General features: G+C 71.7%; 13 protein-coding genes. 9 read left to right on the top strand and 4 right to left on the bottom strand.

What is annotated here, in order from left to right; translation table 11 throughout:
• Positions 1-121 precede the first annotated feature (121 nt).
• The 5 genes from ABZ192_RS25655 (at position 122) to ABZ192_RS25635 (ending at position 4,757) form a co-directional block, all read left to right on the top strand.
• Positions 122-1,441, top strand: coding sequence for an extracellular solute-binding protein (locus ABZ192_RS25655; protein WP_356926802.1), 1,320 nt, complete (start codon positions 122-124; stop codon positions 1,439-1,441).
• Positions 1,438-2,364, top strand: coding sequence for a sugar ABC transporter permease (locus ABZ192_RS25650; protein ID WP_356926801.1), 927 nt, complete (start codon positions 1,438-1,440; stop codon positions 2,362-2,364). The genes ABZ192_RS25655 and ABZ192_RS25650 overlap by 4 nt, the downstream gene beginning before the upstream one ends.
• Complete coding sequence (locus ABZ192_RS25645; RefSeq protein ID WP_356926800.1) at positions 2,361-3,269, top strand: carbohydrate ABC transporter permease; 909 nt, start codon at positions 2,361-2,363, stop codon at positions 3,267-3,269. Before ABZ192_RS25650 ends, ABZ192_RS25645 begins: the two co-directional genes overlap by 4 nt.
• A complete protein-coding gene (locus ABZ192_RS25640; RefSeq protein ID WP_356926799.1) occupies positions 3,266-4,297 on the top strand; it encodes a LacI family DNA-binding transcriptional regulator in 1,032 nt (343 codons plus the stop codon). The genes ABZ192_RS25645 and ABZ192_RS25640 overlap by 4 nt, the downstream gene beginning before the upstream one ends.
• Positions 4,298-4,367: 70 nt before the next feature.
• Positions 4,368-4,757 (top strand): MarR family transcriptional regulator, encoded by a 390-nt coding sequence (locus tag ABZ192_RS25635; RefSeq protein ID WP_356926798.1) that lies wholly within the window; start codon positions 4,368-4,370, stop codon positions 4,755-4,757.
• Positions 4,758-4,787: 30 nt separating this feature from the next.
• Here ABZ192_RS25635 and ABZ192_RS25630 read toward each other — a convergent pair whose 3' ends face one another.
• From ABZ192_RS25630 to ABZ192_RS25620, 3 genes are all read right to left on the bottom strand, one after another.
• Entirely contained in the window at positions 4,788-5,189 is a 402-nt protein-coding gene (locus tag ABZ192_RS25630) for an SseB family protein (protein ID WP_010043978.1), read from the bottom strand.
• Between the two features lie 176 nt (positions 5,190-5,365).
• Positions 5,366-6,217, bottom strand: a complete 852-nt coding sequence (locus ABZ192_RS25625) for an aminoglycoside phosphotransferase family protein (protein WP_356926797.1) — start codon at positions 6,215-6,217, stop codon at positions 5,366-5,368.
• Between the two features lie 27 nt (positions 6,218-6,244).
• Positions 6,245-6,904 carry a 1,4-alpha-glucan branching protein gene (locus tag ABZ192_RS25620; protein WP_356926796.1) on the bottom strand — a complete coding sequence of 220 codons (660 nt, stop codon included), beginning with the start codon at positions 6,902-6,904 and terminating at the stop codon, positions 6,245-6,247.
• A gap of 280 nt (positions 6,905-7,184) precedes the next feature.
• On the opposite strand from ABZ192_RS25620, the gene ABZ192_RS25615 reads away from it, so the two are divergent.
• The 4 genes from ABZ192_RS25615 (at position 7,185) to ABZ192_RS25600 (ending at position 13,761) form a co-directional block, all read left to right on the top strand.
• Entirely contained in the window at positions 7,185-8,378 is a 1,194-nt protein-coding gene (locus ABZ192_RS25615; protein ID WP_356926795.1) for an MFS transporter, read from the top strand.
• Positions 8,379-8,461: 83 nt separating this feature from the next.
• Positions 8,462-10,225: a glycoside hydrolase family 35 protein gene (locus ABZ192_RS25610; protein WP_356926794.1), complete on the top strand. Its 1,764-nt coding sequence runs from the start codon at positions 8,462-8,464 to the stop codon at positions 10,223-10,225.
• On the top strand, positions 10,219-12,603 hold the full coding sequence (locus ABZ192_RS25605; protein WP_356926896.1) for a beta-galactosidase: 2,385 nt from the start codon (positions 10,219-10,221) through the stop codon (positions 12,601-12,603). Before ABZ192_RS25610 ends, ABZ192_RS25605 begins: the two co-directional genes overlap by 7 nt.
• An 87-nt stretch (positions 12,604-12,690) precedes the next feature.
• On the top strand, positions 12,691-13,761 hold the full coding sequence (locus tag ABZ192_RS25600) for a LacI family DNA-binding transcriptional regulator (protein ID WP_356926793.1): 1,071 nt from the start codon (positions 12,691-12,693) through the stop codon (positions 13,759-13,761).
• Positions 13,762-13,770: 9 nt separating this feature from the next.
• Here ABZ192_RS25600 and ABZ192_RS25595 read toward each other — a convergent pair whose 3' ends face one another.
• On the bottom strand, positions 13,771-15,750 hold the full coding sequence (locus ABZ192_RS25595; RefSeq protein WP_356926792.1) for a heavy metal translocating P-type ATPase: 1,980 nt from the start codon (positions 15,748-15,750) through the stop codon (positions 13,771-13,773).
• Positions 15,751-15,954: the final 204 nt, after the last annotated feature.

Genomic DNA, 15,954 nt, shown 5'->3' with positions numbered 1-15,954 from the left:
CAACATAACCGCACAGCAACAACCATTGACAAGTGTCCGGGATGTTTCTCTACTGTGAACGCTCACAGAAGCATGGCAGGTTCTCGCAGCAGGCGAGGACCCCAGGTCAGGGGAGAGATCCATGCCGTACACGAAGCGCCGCCGCCTCGTGACATCCGCCGTCGCCCTCGCGCTCGGCACCACCGCCCTCGCCGCCTGTGGCTCGGAATCCGGGGACAGCGAGACCGAGTCGGGGCCGGTCTCGCTGACGTACTGGACCTGGACGCCCGGCATGGACAAGGTCGTGGACCTGTGGAACCAGGGCCCGGGCAAGAAGGACCAGATCACCGTCACGGTGAAGAAGCAGGCGTCCGGCGACACCCTCGTCACCAAGATCCTCACCGCACACAAGGCGGGCAAGGCGCCCGACCTGGTGCAGGCGGAGTACCAGGCGCTGCCCACGCTGGTCAGCAACGACGCCCTGGCGGACATATCGAAGAACGTGGGCGACGCGAAGGACAGGTTCGCCGACGGTGTCTGGCAGCAGACGACGCTGGGCACCGACGCCGTCTACGCGGTCCCGCAGGACATCGGGCCGATGATGTTCTACTACCGCGAGGACCTGTTCAAGGAGTACGGCCTGACGGTGCCGACGACCTGGGACGAGTTCGCGAAGACCGCCCGCAAGCTGAAGCAGGCCGCCCCCGACAAGGACCTCACCACCTTCTCGGCCAACGACTCCGGCCTCTTCGCGGGCCTCGCCCAGCAGGCGGGCGCCAAGTGGTGGACGACCTCCGGTGACCAGTGGAAGGTCGCCATCGACGACGCGGCGACGCAGAAGGTCGCGAAGTTCTGGGGCGGCCTGGTCAAGGAGGGCGCCATCGACAACCAGCCGATGTACACCCCGGCCTGGAACAAGGCCCTCAACACCGGCAAGCAGATCGCCTGGGTCAGCGCCGTGTGGGCGCCGGGCACGCTCACCACGGCCGCCCCCGCCACCAAGGGCAAGTGGGCCATGGCCTCGCTCCCCCAGTGGTCGGCGAACGAGAACAGCACGGGCAGCTGGGGCGGCTCCTCAACCGCCGTCACCACGGACTCCAAGCACCAGGAGGCCGCCGCCAAGTTCGCCACCTGGCTGAACACCGACGGCGACGCCCTCAACGCCCTGGCCAAGGAGAGCGGCATCTACCCGGCCGCCAAGAACGCCCAGACCAGCGGCGCCTTCCTCAAGCCGCCGGCCTACTTCTCCAACCAGGCCGACTTCTACAGCAAGGCCGCCGACATCGCGGAGACCACGGCGCCGGCCGCCTGGGGCCCCAACGTGAACGTCGCCTACACCACCTTCAAGGACGCCTTCGGCGCCGCCGCGAAGAACAAGTCGGACTTCGGCGCCGCGCTGAAGGAGATGCAGGACGACACCGTCGCCGACATGAAGAAGCAGGGCTTCGAGGTCGCGGAGTGAACAGCACGGCACGTCGGCAGTCGTACGGGGTCAAGGGGGCCCCGTACGCCTTCCTTGTCCCCGCGACGATCCTGTTCGCACTGTTCTTCGCACTGCCGATCGGCTACGCGGTCTGGCTCAGCCTGCGCAAGGTGAAAGTCTCCGGCCTCGGTCTCGGCTCCGGCGCCCGCAAGGAGGTCTGGGCCGGTCTGGAGAACTACACCGCCGCCCTCACCGACAGCGAACTGGTGAACGGGGCGCTGCGCGTGCTGGGCTACGGCTGCATCGTCGTCCCCGTCATGCTCGGCCTCGCCCTGCTGTTCGCGCTGATGCTGGACTCCGAGAAGGTGCGGCTGGCCCCCTTCACCCGGCTCGCGATCTTCCTGCCGTACGCCATCCCCGGTGTGGTGGCGGCGCTGCTGTGGGGCTTCCTTTACCTGCCGGACGTCAGCCCCTTCTACTTCGTGCTCGACAAGCTGGGCCTGCCGCAGCCGGGCCTGCTGGACGGCGGGCCGCTGTACCTGGCGCTGTCGAACATCGCGGTCTGGGGCGGCACCGGCTTCAACATGATCGTCATCTACACCTCGCTCCAGGCGATCCCGGCGGAGGTGTACGAGGCGGCGAAGCTGGACGGCGCCACCCCGGTGCAGATCGCGCTGCGGATCAAGATCCCGATGGTGGCTCCCTCGCTGGTGCTGACCTTCTTCTTCTCGATCATCGCGACGCTCCAGGTGTTCAGCGAACCGACCACCCTCAAGCCGCTCACCAACTCGGTGTCCACGACGTGGAGTCCGCTGATGAACGTGCACCGGGACGCGTTCGGCGAGGGTGACATCTACGGCGCCGCGGCGCAGGCCGTGATCATCGCGGTCGTCACGCTCCTGTTGTCCTTCGGCTTCCTGCGGGCCGCGAACCGTCGTCAGAAGCAGGAGGCAGCCCGATGAGCTCCCTTGCCGTTTCCCAGGCCGAGCCGGTGGCGGGCACCGCGCCCGGCACCACCCAGGGCCGCCCGCCGCTGCGCCGCCGGATCGCCCTGATCCCGACGGTCACGCTGTTCCTGGGGGCGGTCTACTGCCTGCTGCCGGTGGCCTGGGTGGTCATCGCGGCCACGAAGTCCGGCAGTGAGCTGTTCTCCACGTTCACCTTCCTCCCGGGCACGGGCTTCGCCGACAACTTCCGGGATCTCAGCGCCTACCGCGACGGCGTCTACTGGTCGTGGATGGGCAACTCCGCCCTGTACGCCGGGCTCGGGGCCCTGCTGTCGACCTGCGTGTCGGCGTTCAGCGGCTTCGCGCTGGCGACCTACCGCTTCCGGGGCCGCGAGACGATTTTCAACGTGCTGCTCGCGGGTGTGCTGATGCCGCCGGTGATCCTGGCCATCCCGCAGTACCTGCTGCTGGCGAAGGCCGACCTCACGGACTCCTACTTGTCCGTGCTGCTGCCGCAGATCCTGTCGCCGTACGGCGTCTACCTCGCCCGGATCTACGCCGCCGCCGCGGTGCCGGCCGACGTGGTCGAGGCCGGCCGGATGGACGGGGCGAGCGAGTGGCGGATCTTCACGCGGATCGCGCTGCCGATGATGATCCCGGGCATGGTGACGGTGTTCCTGTTCCAGTTCGTGGCGATCTGGAACAACTTCCTGCTGCCGTACATCATGATCAGTGACGACGAGAAGTTCCCGATCACCCTCGGCCTGTTCACCTTGCTGGAGCAGGGCGCCAACACCCCGGCGCTGTACACCCTGGTGATCACCGGCGCGTTCCTGGCGGTGCTCCCGCTGGTCGCTCTCTTCCTGGTCATCCAGCGCTTCTGGAGTCTGGATCTGCTCTCCGGAGCCGTAAAGTCATGACCATGAACGCTGCGGGGGGCAGGCGCAGGCCGCCCACGATCCACGACGTGGCGCGCGAGGCGGGGGTCTCGCGCGGCACGGTCTCGCGTGTACTCAACGGCGGCCACTACGTCAGCCCGGCCGCCCAGGAAGCGGTCAACGCGGCCATCCGCAGGACGGGTTACGTCGTCAACCGGCACGCCCGCTCCCTGATCACCGGGCGGTCCGACTCGATCGGCTTCCTGTTGACCGAACCGCAGGAAAAACTGTTCGAGGACCCCAACTTCAACGTCCTGCTGCGCTGCTGCACCCAGGCGCTGGCCGCGCACGACATCCCCCTGCTGCTGATGCTGGCCGGCACGCAGGACGAGCGGCGGCGGATCATGCGGTACATCACCGCGGGCCACGTCGACGGCGTGCTGCTCGTCTCCAGCCACTCCGCCGACCCGGTCGCCGAGCAACTGCACGGAGCGGGGGTCCCCCTCGTGCAGTGCGGCAAGCCCATGGGGCGCGGTACCAAGGTGAGCTACGTGGCGGCGGACGACCGGGACGGCGCCCGCGACATGATGCGCCACCTGCTGTCGCTGGGCCGCCGCCGCATCGGCATGGTGAACGGCCCGGTGGACACCCCGGGCGGTGTCGATCGCCTCGCCGGCTACAAGGAGGTGCTCACGGAAGCGGGCCTGGAGATCGACGAGCGGCTCATCGTCTCCGGCGACTGGGGCCGGGCCAGCGGCGAGGCGGGCGCCGAGCGGCTGCTGGCGCAGGCCCCGGACCTGGACGCGGTCTTCGTCGCCTCGGACCTCATGGCGCAGGGCGTGCTGGCGGCCCTCCAGCGGGCGGGGCGGCGCGTGCCGCAGGACGTCGCGGTCGGCGGCTTCGACGACTCCCCGGCCGCCGTGGCCTCCAGCCCCGAGCTCACGACCATCCGGCAGCCGTGGGACCGGATCAGCGCCGAGATGGTGCGGGTGCTGCTCGCGCAGATCGGGGGCGAGGATCCGGCGGCGGTGATCCTGCCGACGGAGCTGGTCAAACGGGAGTCGACCTAGGATCGGTGCCCGGAGAGGCATGCATTGCATGCACGGACATTGAATGCCACCTCGGTGTTACCGTTCACATATGGCGTCGAAAACGGCTGGTGCGCGGCTCGAGGAACGGTGGCGGGACATCCTGTCGGCGCACGCGCGCACGATGTGCGAGATCGACCGGGTGCTGCATCCACACGGCCTCGGCGCGTCCGACTTCGAGGTCCTGGACATCCTCGCCACGGCGGCGCCCGGGGAGGGCGAGCAGTGCCGGGTGCAGAACCTGGTCGGGCGGGTCCATCTCAGCCAGAGCGCGCTGTCCCGGCTCATCGCCCGACTGGAGAAGGACGGGCTGGTGACGCGTTCGGTGTGCGTGGAGGACCGGCGCGGCGTGTGGGTGGCCCTGACCTCCAAGGGCCGTGACCTGCACGCGGAGGTACTGCCGCTGCAGCGGGCCGCGCTGGCCCGGACACTGGGCGAGTAGACCACCCGGCCCGGGCCGGCGTACTCGGCCCTACGGGCGTGCCAGCAGGGTGCGTACTCCCTCCGAGGTGAGGGTCAGGCGGTGCTCCGAGCTGCCGTCTATGGTGAGCGACAGGTCGTCGGCCGGCCACTGGGCGGCCAGGGCGCCGAGCGGCACCAGGCGGTAGCGGGAGACGAACGGCAGCAGCCCGGCCATCTCCACCTCGGAGGTGAACACGGGCACCACCGGCTCCCCGCCGGGCTGCTCCAGCACCGGCAGCGCCACCGCCGAGGGGTTGGCGGCGTCGGCGTCGTTCGCGTCGTCGGGCACGGGGATGAGCACGTCGCTGTTGGCGAGCGCGTCCAGAGCCGCCGCGTCCTCGGTGTTCTCGGTGAGGACGTCCAGAGCCCGCTGGGCGGGCGTGGGCGTGGGGTCGTTTGCGGGTGTCTCCATGGCAGATTCCCTGGTAGCGGCGGTCGTGCGGCCCGCCCGGGGCATGATCCGCCCCGGACGCGGTGCTGCTCGCGTACCCGATCGGGCCCGGAGCAATCCTGCTTGATCTTTGAGGTTCGGGGGATGGGGGGGACGGGATTCAGGAGAGGGCAGAGGAACCCGTCTGCCACCCGCGATCAACCCTGCCGATCCAGGCGGTTCCGATCGACTGCCGCCCGGATCTGGCTCAGCCACTCCCCGGCCAGTCTGCGCCCGTCGGGGAGCTGGTCGTCTCGGTCCCAGCGCCATGTTGTGATCATCGCCAGCACGAGGATCCGGCACTCGCGCAGCAATTCCTGGTCGACGCCCGGACAGTGCTCGCCGACTTCTTCGGGCGCATGGGCGAGGTCGAATTCGACGGGCCCGCGGCAGCACGTCTCGAGGTCGATGAACAGCGGCCCGTTCCTCGTGGTGAGGAGGTTGCCCGGGTGCGGCTCGCCGTGCAGCAGCTGCTCGGCGGCGCCGCGCTCGCCGATCGCCCGTCTGAGGGTCCGTAACGTGCCCCCGAGCAGCTCCCGGTCCGCGTCGGCGAGCGCCGGCGTGCGGTCGTGGTTCGCCACGAGTTGTTGAGCCTGCTCGACTCGGTCCGTGAAGTGCGGAGCAGGGAAAGCGAGTTCGCGCATGCCGGTATGCAGCAGCTTGAGCGCGGTGGCGTAGTCGGCCGGTGAGATCTCCCGTGGGGTCACGGGTTCGTAGTAGGTCCAGAGCGTGATCTCGTAGCCGTCACGCTCATGGACGCGTGGCTCCACTCGACGCTCGAGAGCAGCCACAGGGCATCCGGCCTCGGCGAGCCGCTGGGCGAGGTCGACTTCGAACTGTGCGACCTGATGCGCCGCAGGTGCCACCCGGGCCAGCACATCGCACGGCAGCAGACGCAGAGTGAGCTTGTTCGAGTCATGAAGAACGCGCGCGTCGTCGGCTTTCAGGCCGAGTGAAGAGGCGGTCGAAAGCGCCGCAGCCACCGCCCGGCGGGCCTCAGACCTCTTCATCGTCGCCTGGCCCCTCTCCCTTGAGCACTAGATGCGCGGGCCGGTGTGCAGAACGGCGAAGACCCCGCGGGCCGGCGTGCCGTCCGGGAGCTCCCAGGCACCGGTGACCTGGCCGGTCGCTCCCGTGGCGGGGGGAAGCGGGCCTTCGGGGGCCGGGCGCAGGATGCGGTGCAGGTGGAGGGTCGTGCCGTGCGGGGCGGTCAGCCGGGTGCCGTCCTGGTCGTCGGTGGCGGTGAAGTCCGCGGGGAGGGGGCCTTCGCCGGTGTGGGAGGCGGCGACCTCCCGGTCGGGTTCGTTGCTGACGCTCTGGGCCTGGGCCTGCGCCCGGCCCTCGATCAAGGCGGCCAACTGGGCGACCAGCACGGGGTCGTGGCAACCGTCGTAGGCCCAGCGCCGCCCGAGCACGCCGTGCTCCATGGTGCCCACGAGGGCGCGCTCCGCCCCGTCGAGCGCGGCACCGCGATAGGTGAGCGGCACCTGGTAGGTGACGGGCTGTGGGCCCGAGGTGTCGGTGACGACCATGAACTCGATCCCGACCTCGCCCTCCGGGTCGTCCAGCCGGAACCCGCCGGCCTTGGCCAGCTGCGGTCCGGCACCACCACCGCGGTACCACGGACGGGACGGCAGCCAGGAGGTGAGCAGTTCCAGCTTGGTCGGTGCGACCGTGGTGCGGTGGATGACGGCCATGCCGAGGGTTTCCTTCCGTCCGTTGTGCCGGTCCGAGGGCGCGGGTGGCCCACGCGCGCATTAGATCAGCCGCCGCACCGGGTTGACCACGCGATTACCGGTGGGGGCGAAGCAGCCCGGAGGTCGCGCGGGCTTCTCATTCGTGCCGTCAAGGGGTGTCGGCGAGCCGGATGTTACCGGTAACATCACCCTCGCCCGTTCCTCCGCCCGTCCTCGCCTCGAGCCGTACGCGCCATGTCCTCCGCCCGCCGCACCCGGCCGGCCGTCCCCCGGAGTCCGCGTGACCGACCCGCCCACCGCGCAGCGCGCGGTCAGCCTCTCCCCCGACGCGCCGGCCCCGGTCTTCAGCCGGTCCGCCACGGTCGCCTCCTGTGTGGGCTTCGTGCTCATGGGTGCGTTGCAGGCCCTGTACGGGCCCGCGATCCCCGGCTTCCGCGCGGAGTTCGAGCTCTCGCCGTCCGCTGCCGGGCTGGGGCTCAGTGCCCACTTCGTCGGTGGCGTGGCCGGTGTGCTGCTGTTCGACCGGCTCTACGGGCGAGTCGGCAACCGGCACCTCCTCGGCAGCTCCTACCTGCTGATGGCGGTCGGCGCGGCGGGTGTCGCGCTGGCGCCCGGCTGGCCCGTCGCCCTGGCGGCGGCCCTGCTCGCCGGGCTCGGTTTCGGCGGCATCGACTACGGGCTCAACCAGCTGTTCGCCGTGGGCTTCGGCCACCGTTCGGCCGCGATGCTGAACATCCTCCACGCCCACTTCGGCATCGGCGCCATCCTCAGCCCCGCCCTGATCGGCATGGTCGGCTCCGAGCACTACCCGGCCGTCTTCCTCGGCTTCGCCCTCGCCAACCTGCCGTTGCTGCTGTGTCTGAGGGGCGTACGGAACGAGGCGCCCGTCCCGGCCACTGACGAGGCGAGCCGTGGCGGGGTCCTCCGGCGGAGCCTCGCCTCGGTGCTCGGCGTCTTCGTCGCGCTCTACGTCCTGCACGTGGGCATCGAGGCCGGTGTCGGCGGCTGGGAACCCACGCATCTGGAGACCGTCGGCTACGGCGCGGGCGTGGCCGCCACCGCAACCTCCGTGTACTGGCTGATGATGACCGTCGGCCGCTTCCTGGTCGCGCCGCTCGCGCTGCGCTTCTCCGCCCAGGCGATCATCACCGTGTCCTGCGCGGGCATGACGGTGTGTCTGCTGGCCGCGTCCGTGCCGGCGCTGGCGCCGTACGCGTACGCCGGTGTGGGTCTGTTCATCGCGCCGATCTTCCCCACCGGGCTGCCCTGGCTGAACCGGGCCGCCCCGCGGGCCCGCAGAGCCGGTGCCCTCGTCATCGCCGCGTCCATGGTCGGCGGTGTGGTGGCGGGTCCGGCACTGGGCAAGGCCATCGAGTGGTCGGACGTCCGCGCGGTGCCCCTGCTGCTGTGCGGTGTCTCGGCGCTGTGCCTGGCGGCGACGCTCTGGCTGATCCGCGTCACCCGCTCCCACTGAAACGTCCACCGCCGTCCATCGACCTCCATCGACCTCCACGACGTCCATTGACTTCCGCCCGCATCCCGAAGGGAAGCCTGCTCATGCCCGCCCTGACGACGACGTCCGACGGATTCCTGCTGCACGGCGAGCCGTTCCGGATCATCTCCGGTGCGCTGCACTACTTCCGTGTCCACCCCGGCCTGTGGTCCGACCGGCTGCGCAAGGCGCGGCTGATGGGCCTCAACACGGTGGAGACATACATCCCCTGGAACCACCACCAGCCCGACCCGGAGGGCCCTCTCGTCCTCGACGGCCTCCTCGACCTGCCCCGGTTCCTCCAACTCGCCCGGGACGAGGGGCTGCACGTGCTGCTGCGTCCCGGTCCGTTCATCTGTGCCGAGTGGGACGGCGGCGGCCTGCCCGACTGGCTGACCTCGGACCCGGACATCCGGCTGCGGTCCAGCGATCCGCGTTTCACCGGGGCCGTCGACCGCTACCTGGACCTGCTGCTGCCCGCGCTCCGGCCGCACCTGGCCGCGGCGGGCGGTCCCGTCATCGCCGTGCAGGTGGAGAACGAGTACGGGGCCTACGGCGACGACAGCGCGTATCTGAAGCACCTGGCCGACGCGTTCCGCTCGCGGGGCGTCGAGGAGCTGCTGTTCACCTGCGACCAGGGCGACCCCGAGCACCTGGCCGCCGGGAGCCTGCCCGGCGTGCTCACCGCCGGCACCTTCGGCAGCCGGGTCGAGCAGAACCTCGGGCGGCTGCGCGAGCACCGACCCGAGGGCCCGCTGTTCTGCGCGGAGTTCTGGATCGGCTGGTTCGACCACTGGGGCGGCCCGCACCACGTACGGGACGCGGCCGACGCCGCCGCCGATCTGGACCGGCTGCTGTCCGCCGGGGCGTCCGTCAACCTCTACATGTTCCACGGCGGCACCAACTTCGGCTTCACCAACGGCGCCAACCACAAGCACGCCTACGAGCCCACCGTCACGTCGTACGACTACGACGCCGCGCTCACCGAGTGCGGTGACCCGGGCCCGAAGTACCACGCCTTCCGGGAGGTCATCGCCCGCCATACCGGCGTCCCCGACGAGCCCGTCCTGGTGCCCGGCCCCAAGCTGCCGCCGACCGGTGTCGAGTGGGACGGACGGGCACCCCTGCTGCCCCTCGCCGACACGCTCGCCGCTCCCGTCCGCACCGACGACCCGGTGACCATGGGCGAGCTCGGGCAGCACGCCGGCTACGCGCTCTACCGCACCGTCCTGCGCGCCTCCGGTGACGGCCTGCTGCACTTCGCCGGTGGGGTCGGCGACCGTGCCCAGGTCTTCGTCGACGGCGCACCCGTCGGTGTCCTGGAGCGCGAACGCCACGACGAGACGCTGCCGGTGCGTGTCCACCCGGGAGCCAGGCTGGAGGTGCTCGTCGAGAACATGGGCGGCGTCAACTACGGGCCCCGCATCGGCGCCCCGAAGGGCCTGCTCGGGCCCGTCTCCTTCAACGGCACGGCCCTGCGCGGCTGGGACTGCCACGCGCTGCCTCTGGACGACCTTGAGGCCGTGCCGTTCGCCCCGGACGACGGGACGGCGGTCACCGTCCCGGCCTTCCACCGCGGCACGTTCGAGGTGGACACGCCCGCCGACGCCTTCCTCGCCCTGCCCGGCTGGACGAAGGGGCAGGCCTGGGTCAACGGCTTCCACCTGGGCCGCTACTGGAACCGCGGCCCGCAGCGCACGCTGTACGTCCCCGCGCCGGTGCTGCGGCCGGGCGGCAACGAGCTGGTCCTGCTGGAACTGCACGGCACCACCGCCACCCACGCGCAGTTGACCGACACGCCTGACCTCGGCCCGGAGAACACCTGGTGACCCCGCACCGGCTGCGCGTGCCCGCGCCCTCCGCTCCCCCGCCGACCGGCCACCTGCCCTTCACGGACGCACCCGGCGTGCCCGACCCGATCGAGGTCACCGGCCGCTGGCTCACCCGTGGCGGCCGCCCCTGGTTCCCGGTCTCCGGCGAGTTCCACTACTCCCGCTACCCGGCCCGGGAGTGGGAGGAGGAGCTGCTGAAGATGAAGGCGGGCGGGGTGACCGCCGTCGCCTCGTACGTCATCTGGATCCACCACGAGGAGATCGAGGGGCGGATCCGCTTCGACGGCGACCGCGACCTGCGTCGCTTCGCCGAGCTGTGCGCCCGCCACGGCCTGGACTTCATCCCGCGCATCGGCCCCTGGTCCCACGCCGAGGTGCGCAACGGCGGCCTGCCCGACTGGCTGCTCGCCAGCGTCCGGGCGCCGCGCACCGACGATCCTGCCTATCTGGAGCCCGTACGCACCTGGTTCGCGGCCCTCGCGGAGCAACTGCGCGGCCTCGACCGGGCGCACGGCGGCCCGATCGTCGCGATCCAGATCGAGAACGAGCTCTACGACCAGCCCGGCCATCTGCGCACCCTGAAGCGCCTGGCCGAGGAGGCCGGACTGAGCGCGCCGCTGTGGACGTCGACCGCGTGGGGCGGGGTCCAGCTGCCGGGCGACGAACTGCTCCCGCTGTACGGAGGCTATCCGGAGGCCTTCTGGACGGAGGCGGACGGCGGCTGGCCCGACACCTGCCGCAAGCACTTCTTCTTCACCCACGAGCGCGACGACGAGGGCATCGGCGCCGATCTGCGACCCACGACCGTACGCGGCGCCGACCCGGTACCGGCGGACCGATTCCCCTGGGCCACCTGCGAGTTGGGCGGCGGCATGGCGGTGGCCTACCACCGGCGGCCCCGGGTGGAGGCCGCCGACGTGGCCGCGCTGGGGCTCACCAAGATCGGCTGCGGTTCGGTGTGGCAGGGCTACTACATGTTCCACGGCGGCACGAACCCGCCCGGCGAGCTGACAACCCTTCAGGAGTCGCACGCCACCGGCTACCCCAACGACCTGCCGGTCCTGACCTACGACTTCCAGGCCCCGCTCGGGGAGTACGGCCAGGTGCGTTCCTCGTACCACGAACTGCGACTTCAGCACCTGCTGCTGGCCGACTTCGGGCACCGGATCGCGCCCATGGAGTCCGTGCTGCCCGAGCGGCTGCCGACCGGGCAGCACGACCGGGAGACGCTGCGCTGGGCCGTCCGTACCGACGGCACGTCGGGCTTCCTGTTCGTGACCGACCACCAGCCCCACGAGCCGCTGCCCGACCACCCGGACACAGCCTTCACGGTCGCCTTCCCGGACGCACCGCCGCTGACCCTGCCGAGCACTCCCGTCGCCGTGCCCTCCGGCTCCTGCTTCTGCTGGCCCCTGCGGCTGGACGTGGCCGGGCTGCGGCTGGACTGGGCGACCGCGCAGCCGGTGTGCACCGTCGAAGCGGGCGGCCGTACGGTCCTGGTGCTGGCCGCGACCGACGGCATCGCGCCCGAACTGGCCCTGGACGCGGACACGGTGGCGTCCGTCGCGACACCGACCGGGGAGGTCACGCCGGTCGGCGGCCGGATCCTGGTCAGCGGAGTGCGGCCCGGTACCGACGCCCTGGTCGAGGTGGACGCCGCCGACGGTTCACGCGTCGGGCTGCTGGTCCTGGACGCGGCGACGGCCCGTACCGTCTACCGGGGTGAGGCCTGGGGAGCCGAGCGGCTGGTGCTGTGCGGGGACGGCGTCGTCTTCGACGGTGACGAGGTACGGCTGCACAGCCCGGCCGCCGAGCCGTCGTTCGCCGTGCTGCCCTCGCCTGATTCCGCCCCGGTGGTGGCGGGGACACGGATGCGGGAGGCGGCGGACGGTGTGTTCACCCGCTACACGATCGAGGCCGCGCCCCTCCCGGACAGTGCCGTGCCCGTCACCCTGGTCAGGCCCGCCGGTCCGGCGCCCGAGCCGGTGACCGGCGTGCAGGGGCGGGCGAGCGTGCCGGCGGACAAGTACGTGGAGACGGTGGCCGCCGAGTACCGCGTCGACGTACCGGAGGAACTGCTTCGGGCGCCCGCCGGTGTCCTGCTGCGGCTGCGCTGGACGGGTGATCTGGCCCGGGCCTACGTGGGGGACGTCCTGGTCGCCGACCAGTTCTACTCGGGCCGGGTCTGGGACATCGGCCTGGACCGGCTGCCGGTCGAGGCGCTGAGGACGGAGGGCCTGCGGCTGATGGTGCTGCCCTTGGCGGCGGACGCCCGGGTTCATGTGCCGGGACAGGTGGGCGAAGCGTGGCGAGCGGCGGGTGTGCGGCACGCCGAGTGGGTGGTCACGCGCGCGTGGGCGGTGCGGGCCGGCTGAGAAACCCCACGGCCCCGCCCGGCCTATGCTGTGCTCCTGCCGGGCGGGGTCAGGACCGCCGTAACCGACGTCGAGGAATCACCCGTCATGACACCGAGCGCCACCGACAGCCCTGTCCCCAAGGGCCGCAGCAGGCGCAACTTCGCGGGGGCGCGGCCGGTGATGGCCGACGTGGCCCGGCTGGCCGGCGTCTCCAAGCAGACCGTCTCCCGGGTGCTCAACGACCATCCGGCCGTCCGCCCCGAGACGCGCGAGGCGGTCCTGGACGCCATGCGCACCCTCGGCTACCGGCCGAGCCGCAGCGCGCGGTCGCTGGCCAGCGGCCGGACCCGGATGCTCGGGGTCATCTCCTTCGACGCCGCCCGGTACGGGCCCGCGTCCATCCTGACCGCCATCAACACGGCGGCCCAGGAGGCCGGTTACCTGGTGAGCTCCATCGCGCTCGACACGGCCGACCACGACACCGTCGTGGAGGCCGTGAACCGGCTCTCGGCCGAGGGCGCGGACGGCGTGATCGCGATCGCCCCGCAGCAGTGGGTGGGCCAGGCCCTGGCGGAGACCGACCTCGGGACTCCCCTGGTGGTGCTGGAGAGCGCCCTCGACGACAGTACGCCCCTGGTCACCGGCGACTCCCGCACCGGGGCCCGCAAGGCCACCGAGCACCTCCTCGCCCTCGGGCACGCCACGGTCTGGCACATCGCGGGCCCCGCCGGCTGGACCTCCGCCGACCACCGCCTGGCGAGCTGGCAGGAGACGCTCCAAGCGGCCGGTGCGGACATCCCGGCCCCGCTCGCCGGGGACTGGAGCGCCGACTCCGGCTACGACCTGGGCCGCCGGCTGGCCCGGCGCCCGGAGGTGACGGCGGTGTTCGCCTCGAACGACCAGATGGCCCTGGGCCTGCTGCACGCCCTGCACGAGTCCGGGCGCTCCGTCCCCGGGGACGTCAGCGTCGTCGGCTACGACGACATCCCCGAGGCCGGACATCTCCTGCCGCCGCTGACCACCGTCCGCACCGACTTCGCCGAGATCGGCACCCGTTCCCTGCGGCTTCTCCTGGACCGCATCGACGGACCCGGGGGGCAGCCTCGCGTCGACACGCTCGTCCCCGTGGATCTCGTGGTGCGGGCCAGCACCGGCCCGCCACCGCCGGTGGGCTGACGGCGTTCGTCAGCCGCTTCCCTCGGCCAAGGCCCGCTGCCAGGCCGTCTCCCGCAGCAGACGCAGGCCGTTCAGACCGACCAGGACCGTGGAGCCCTCGTGGCCCGCGACGCCCAGCGGCAGCGGCAGGTTTCCGGCCAGGTCCCAGACGACGAGACCGGCGATGAACACCCCGGCGACGACGAGGTTCTGCACGACCAGCCTGCGCGCGCGGCGCGAGAGGGCGACGGTGGCGGGGACCGCCGCGAGTTCGTCGCGCACGATCACGGCGTCGGCGGTCTCCAGGGCGAGGTCGGAGCCCGCCCGGCCCATGGCGATGCCGGTGTGGGCGGCGGCCAGGGCGGGTGCGTCGTTGACGCCGTCCCCGACGACCAGCACCTTGCGGCCCGCGCGCTCCATCTCCTGTACGGCCGTCAGCTTGTCCTGCGGCAGCAGCCCGGCGCGCACGTCGTCGATGCCGGCCTCGGCGGCGAGGTGTGCGGCGGCCCGGGGGTTGTCGCCGGTCAGGAGCGTCGGGGCGGTGCCGGTCAGCGTCGTGAGCGCGGCGACGGTGGCGGCGGCGTCCGGGCGCAGCCGGTCGGCGATGCCGAGCAGCCCGGCGGGGGCGCCGTCGACGAGGACCAGGACGGCGGTACGGCCGGACTCCTCCAGTTCCCCGGCGACGGCGGCGACCGTGCTGCCGGTGCCGTCCAGGAGACGGAGCGGGGCGCCGACGGCGACCGCACGGCCGCTCACGACGGCGGTCACTCCCACGCCGGGCGCGGAGGTGAAGTCATGCGCTTCGGGCAGGCCGAGACCGCGCTCGCGGGCCGCGTCCACGACCGCCCGGGCCAGCGGATGCTCGCTGGGCCGCTCGGCGGCTGCCGCCAGTGTCAGCAACTCCCCTTCGTCCAGGTCCGATCCGGGCAGCAGCCGGACGTCGGTGACGCGCGGGCTGCCTTCGGTCAGCGTGCCGGTCTTGTCCAGCGCGACCGCGTCGACCTGGCCGAGCCGCTCCATCACCACGGCCGACTTCACCAGCACGCCGTGCCGCCCGGCGTTGGCGATGGCCGACAGCAGGGGCGGCATGGTCGCCAGCACGACCGCGCACGGCGAGGCCACGATCATGAACGTCATGGCGCGCAGCAGCGCGTCGGTGAGCTGCTCGCCGAAGGCGAGGGGCACCAGGAAGACGGCCAGGGTCGCGGCCACCATGCCCAGCGAGTACCGCTGTTCGACCTTCTCGATGAACAGCTGGGTGGGCGCCTTCGTCTCGGACGCCTCTTCCACCATGCGGACGATGCGGGCGATCACCGAGTCGGACGCGTCGCGCTCGACCCTGATCCGCAGGGCGCCGGTGCCGTTGAGGGTGCCCGCGAAGACCTCGTCGCCCGGTTCCTTCGCCACGGGGAGCGGCTCGCCGGTGATGGTCGCCTGGTCCACGTCGCTCGCCCCGTCCAGCACACGGCCGTCGGCGCCGACGCGCTCACCGGGGCGGACCAGGACGGTGTCACCGACCGCCAGCTCCTCGACGGGTACTGCCTGTTCGCCGCCGTCCGGGGCCAGCCGGGTGGCCGTGACGGGGGCGAGATCGAGCAGGCCGCGGACGGAGTCGGCGGTGCGGGCGGTGGCCAGCGCCTCCAGCGCGCCAGAGGTGGCGAAGATGACGATGAGCAGGGCACCGTCCATGACCTGCCCGATCGCCGCCGCGCCCAGTGCGGCGACGACCATCAGCAGATCGACGTCGAGCGTGCGCTCCTTGAGCGCCTTGAGCCCCTCCCAGCCCGGCTCCCAGCCGCCCGTGACGTACGACAGGGCGTAGAGCGGGCCCCAGGTCCAGGAGGGTGCGCCGGTCAGCTGCAAGGGCAGCGCGAGCAGGAAGAGGACGGTGGCCGCCGCGGCCCAGCGCGCTTCGGGGAGCGCGAGGACACGGGTACGCCGCCGGGGCACGGTCCCGGTGCGCGCGGGCTCCGCCCGGTCGACCGGCTGCGGCGTGAGGGTGGAGGTCATCACAAGAGTCCTTCGGGCGGGGGCATGCCTCCCCACCATACAGGAACACATGAAGACTGATTCATGTCTTCATCGGTGACCGGGCTCAGCCGCTGCCGATCGCTCCGGGACTAGGCCGTTTCTGATGGCTCTTGGACGGTGTCGCGGAGCCAGATCACGATCGCGGTGACGGTCAGGGTGCCGTTGAAGATGTAGTCGCGCTTG

Source organism: Streptomyces sp. NPDC006235, from assembly GCF_040613735.1.
GTDB lineage: Bacteria > Actinomycetota > Actinomycetes > Streptomycetales > Streptomycetaceae > Streptomyces.
Note: the sequence above shows the minus strand (reverse complement) of the source record. Positions and strands in the feature narration are given on the sequence as shown.

Excerpts from the sequence above, each read along its gene's own strand:
- ABZ192_RS25625 (WP_356926797.1), bottom strand. The coding sequence starts at position 6,217 with ATGAAGAGGTCTGAGGCCCGCCGGGCGGTGGCTGCGGCGCTTTCGACC.
- ABZ192_RS25655 (WP_356926802.1), top strand. The coding sequence starts at position 122 with ATGCCGTACACGAAGCGCCGCCGCCTCGTGACATCCGCCGTCGCCCTC.
- ABZ192_RS25645 (WP_356926800.1), top strand. The coding sequence starts at position 2,361 with ATGAGCTCCCTTGCCGTTTCCCAGGCCGAGCCGGTGGCGGGCACCGCG.
- ABZ192_RS25620 (WP_356926796.1), bottom strand. The coding sequence starts at position 6,904 with ATGGCCGTCATCCACCGCACCACGGTCGCACCGACCAAGCTGGAACTG.
- ABZ192_RS25610 (WP_356926794.1), top strand. The coding sequence starts at position 8,462 with ATGCCCGCCCTGACGACGACGTCCGACGGATTCCTGCTGCACGGCGAG.
- ABZ192_RS25595 (WP_356926792.1), bottom strand. The coding sequence starts at position 15,750 with ATGACCTCCACCCTCACGCCGCAGCCGGTCGACCGGGCGGAGCCCGCG.
- ABZ192_RS25635 (WP_356926798.1), top strand. The coding sequence starts at position 4,368 with ATGGCGTCGAAAACGGCTGGTGCGCGGCTCGAGGAACGGTGGCGGGAC.
- ABZ192_RS25630 (WP_010043978.1), bottom strand. The coding sequence starts at position 5,189 with ATGGAGACACCCGCAAACGACCCCACGCCCACGCCCGCCCAGCGGGCT.
- ABZ192_RS25640 (WP_356926799.1), top strand. The coding sequence starts at position 3,266 with ATGACCATGAACGCTGCGGGGGGCAGGCGCAGGCCGCCCACGATCCAC.
- ABZ192_RS25600 (WP_356926793.1), top strand. The coding sequence starts at position 12,691 with ATGACACCGAGCGCCACCGACAGCCCTGTCCCCAAGGGCCGCAGCAGG.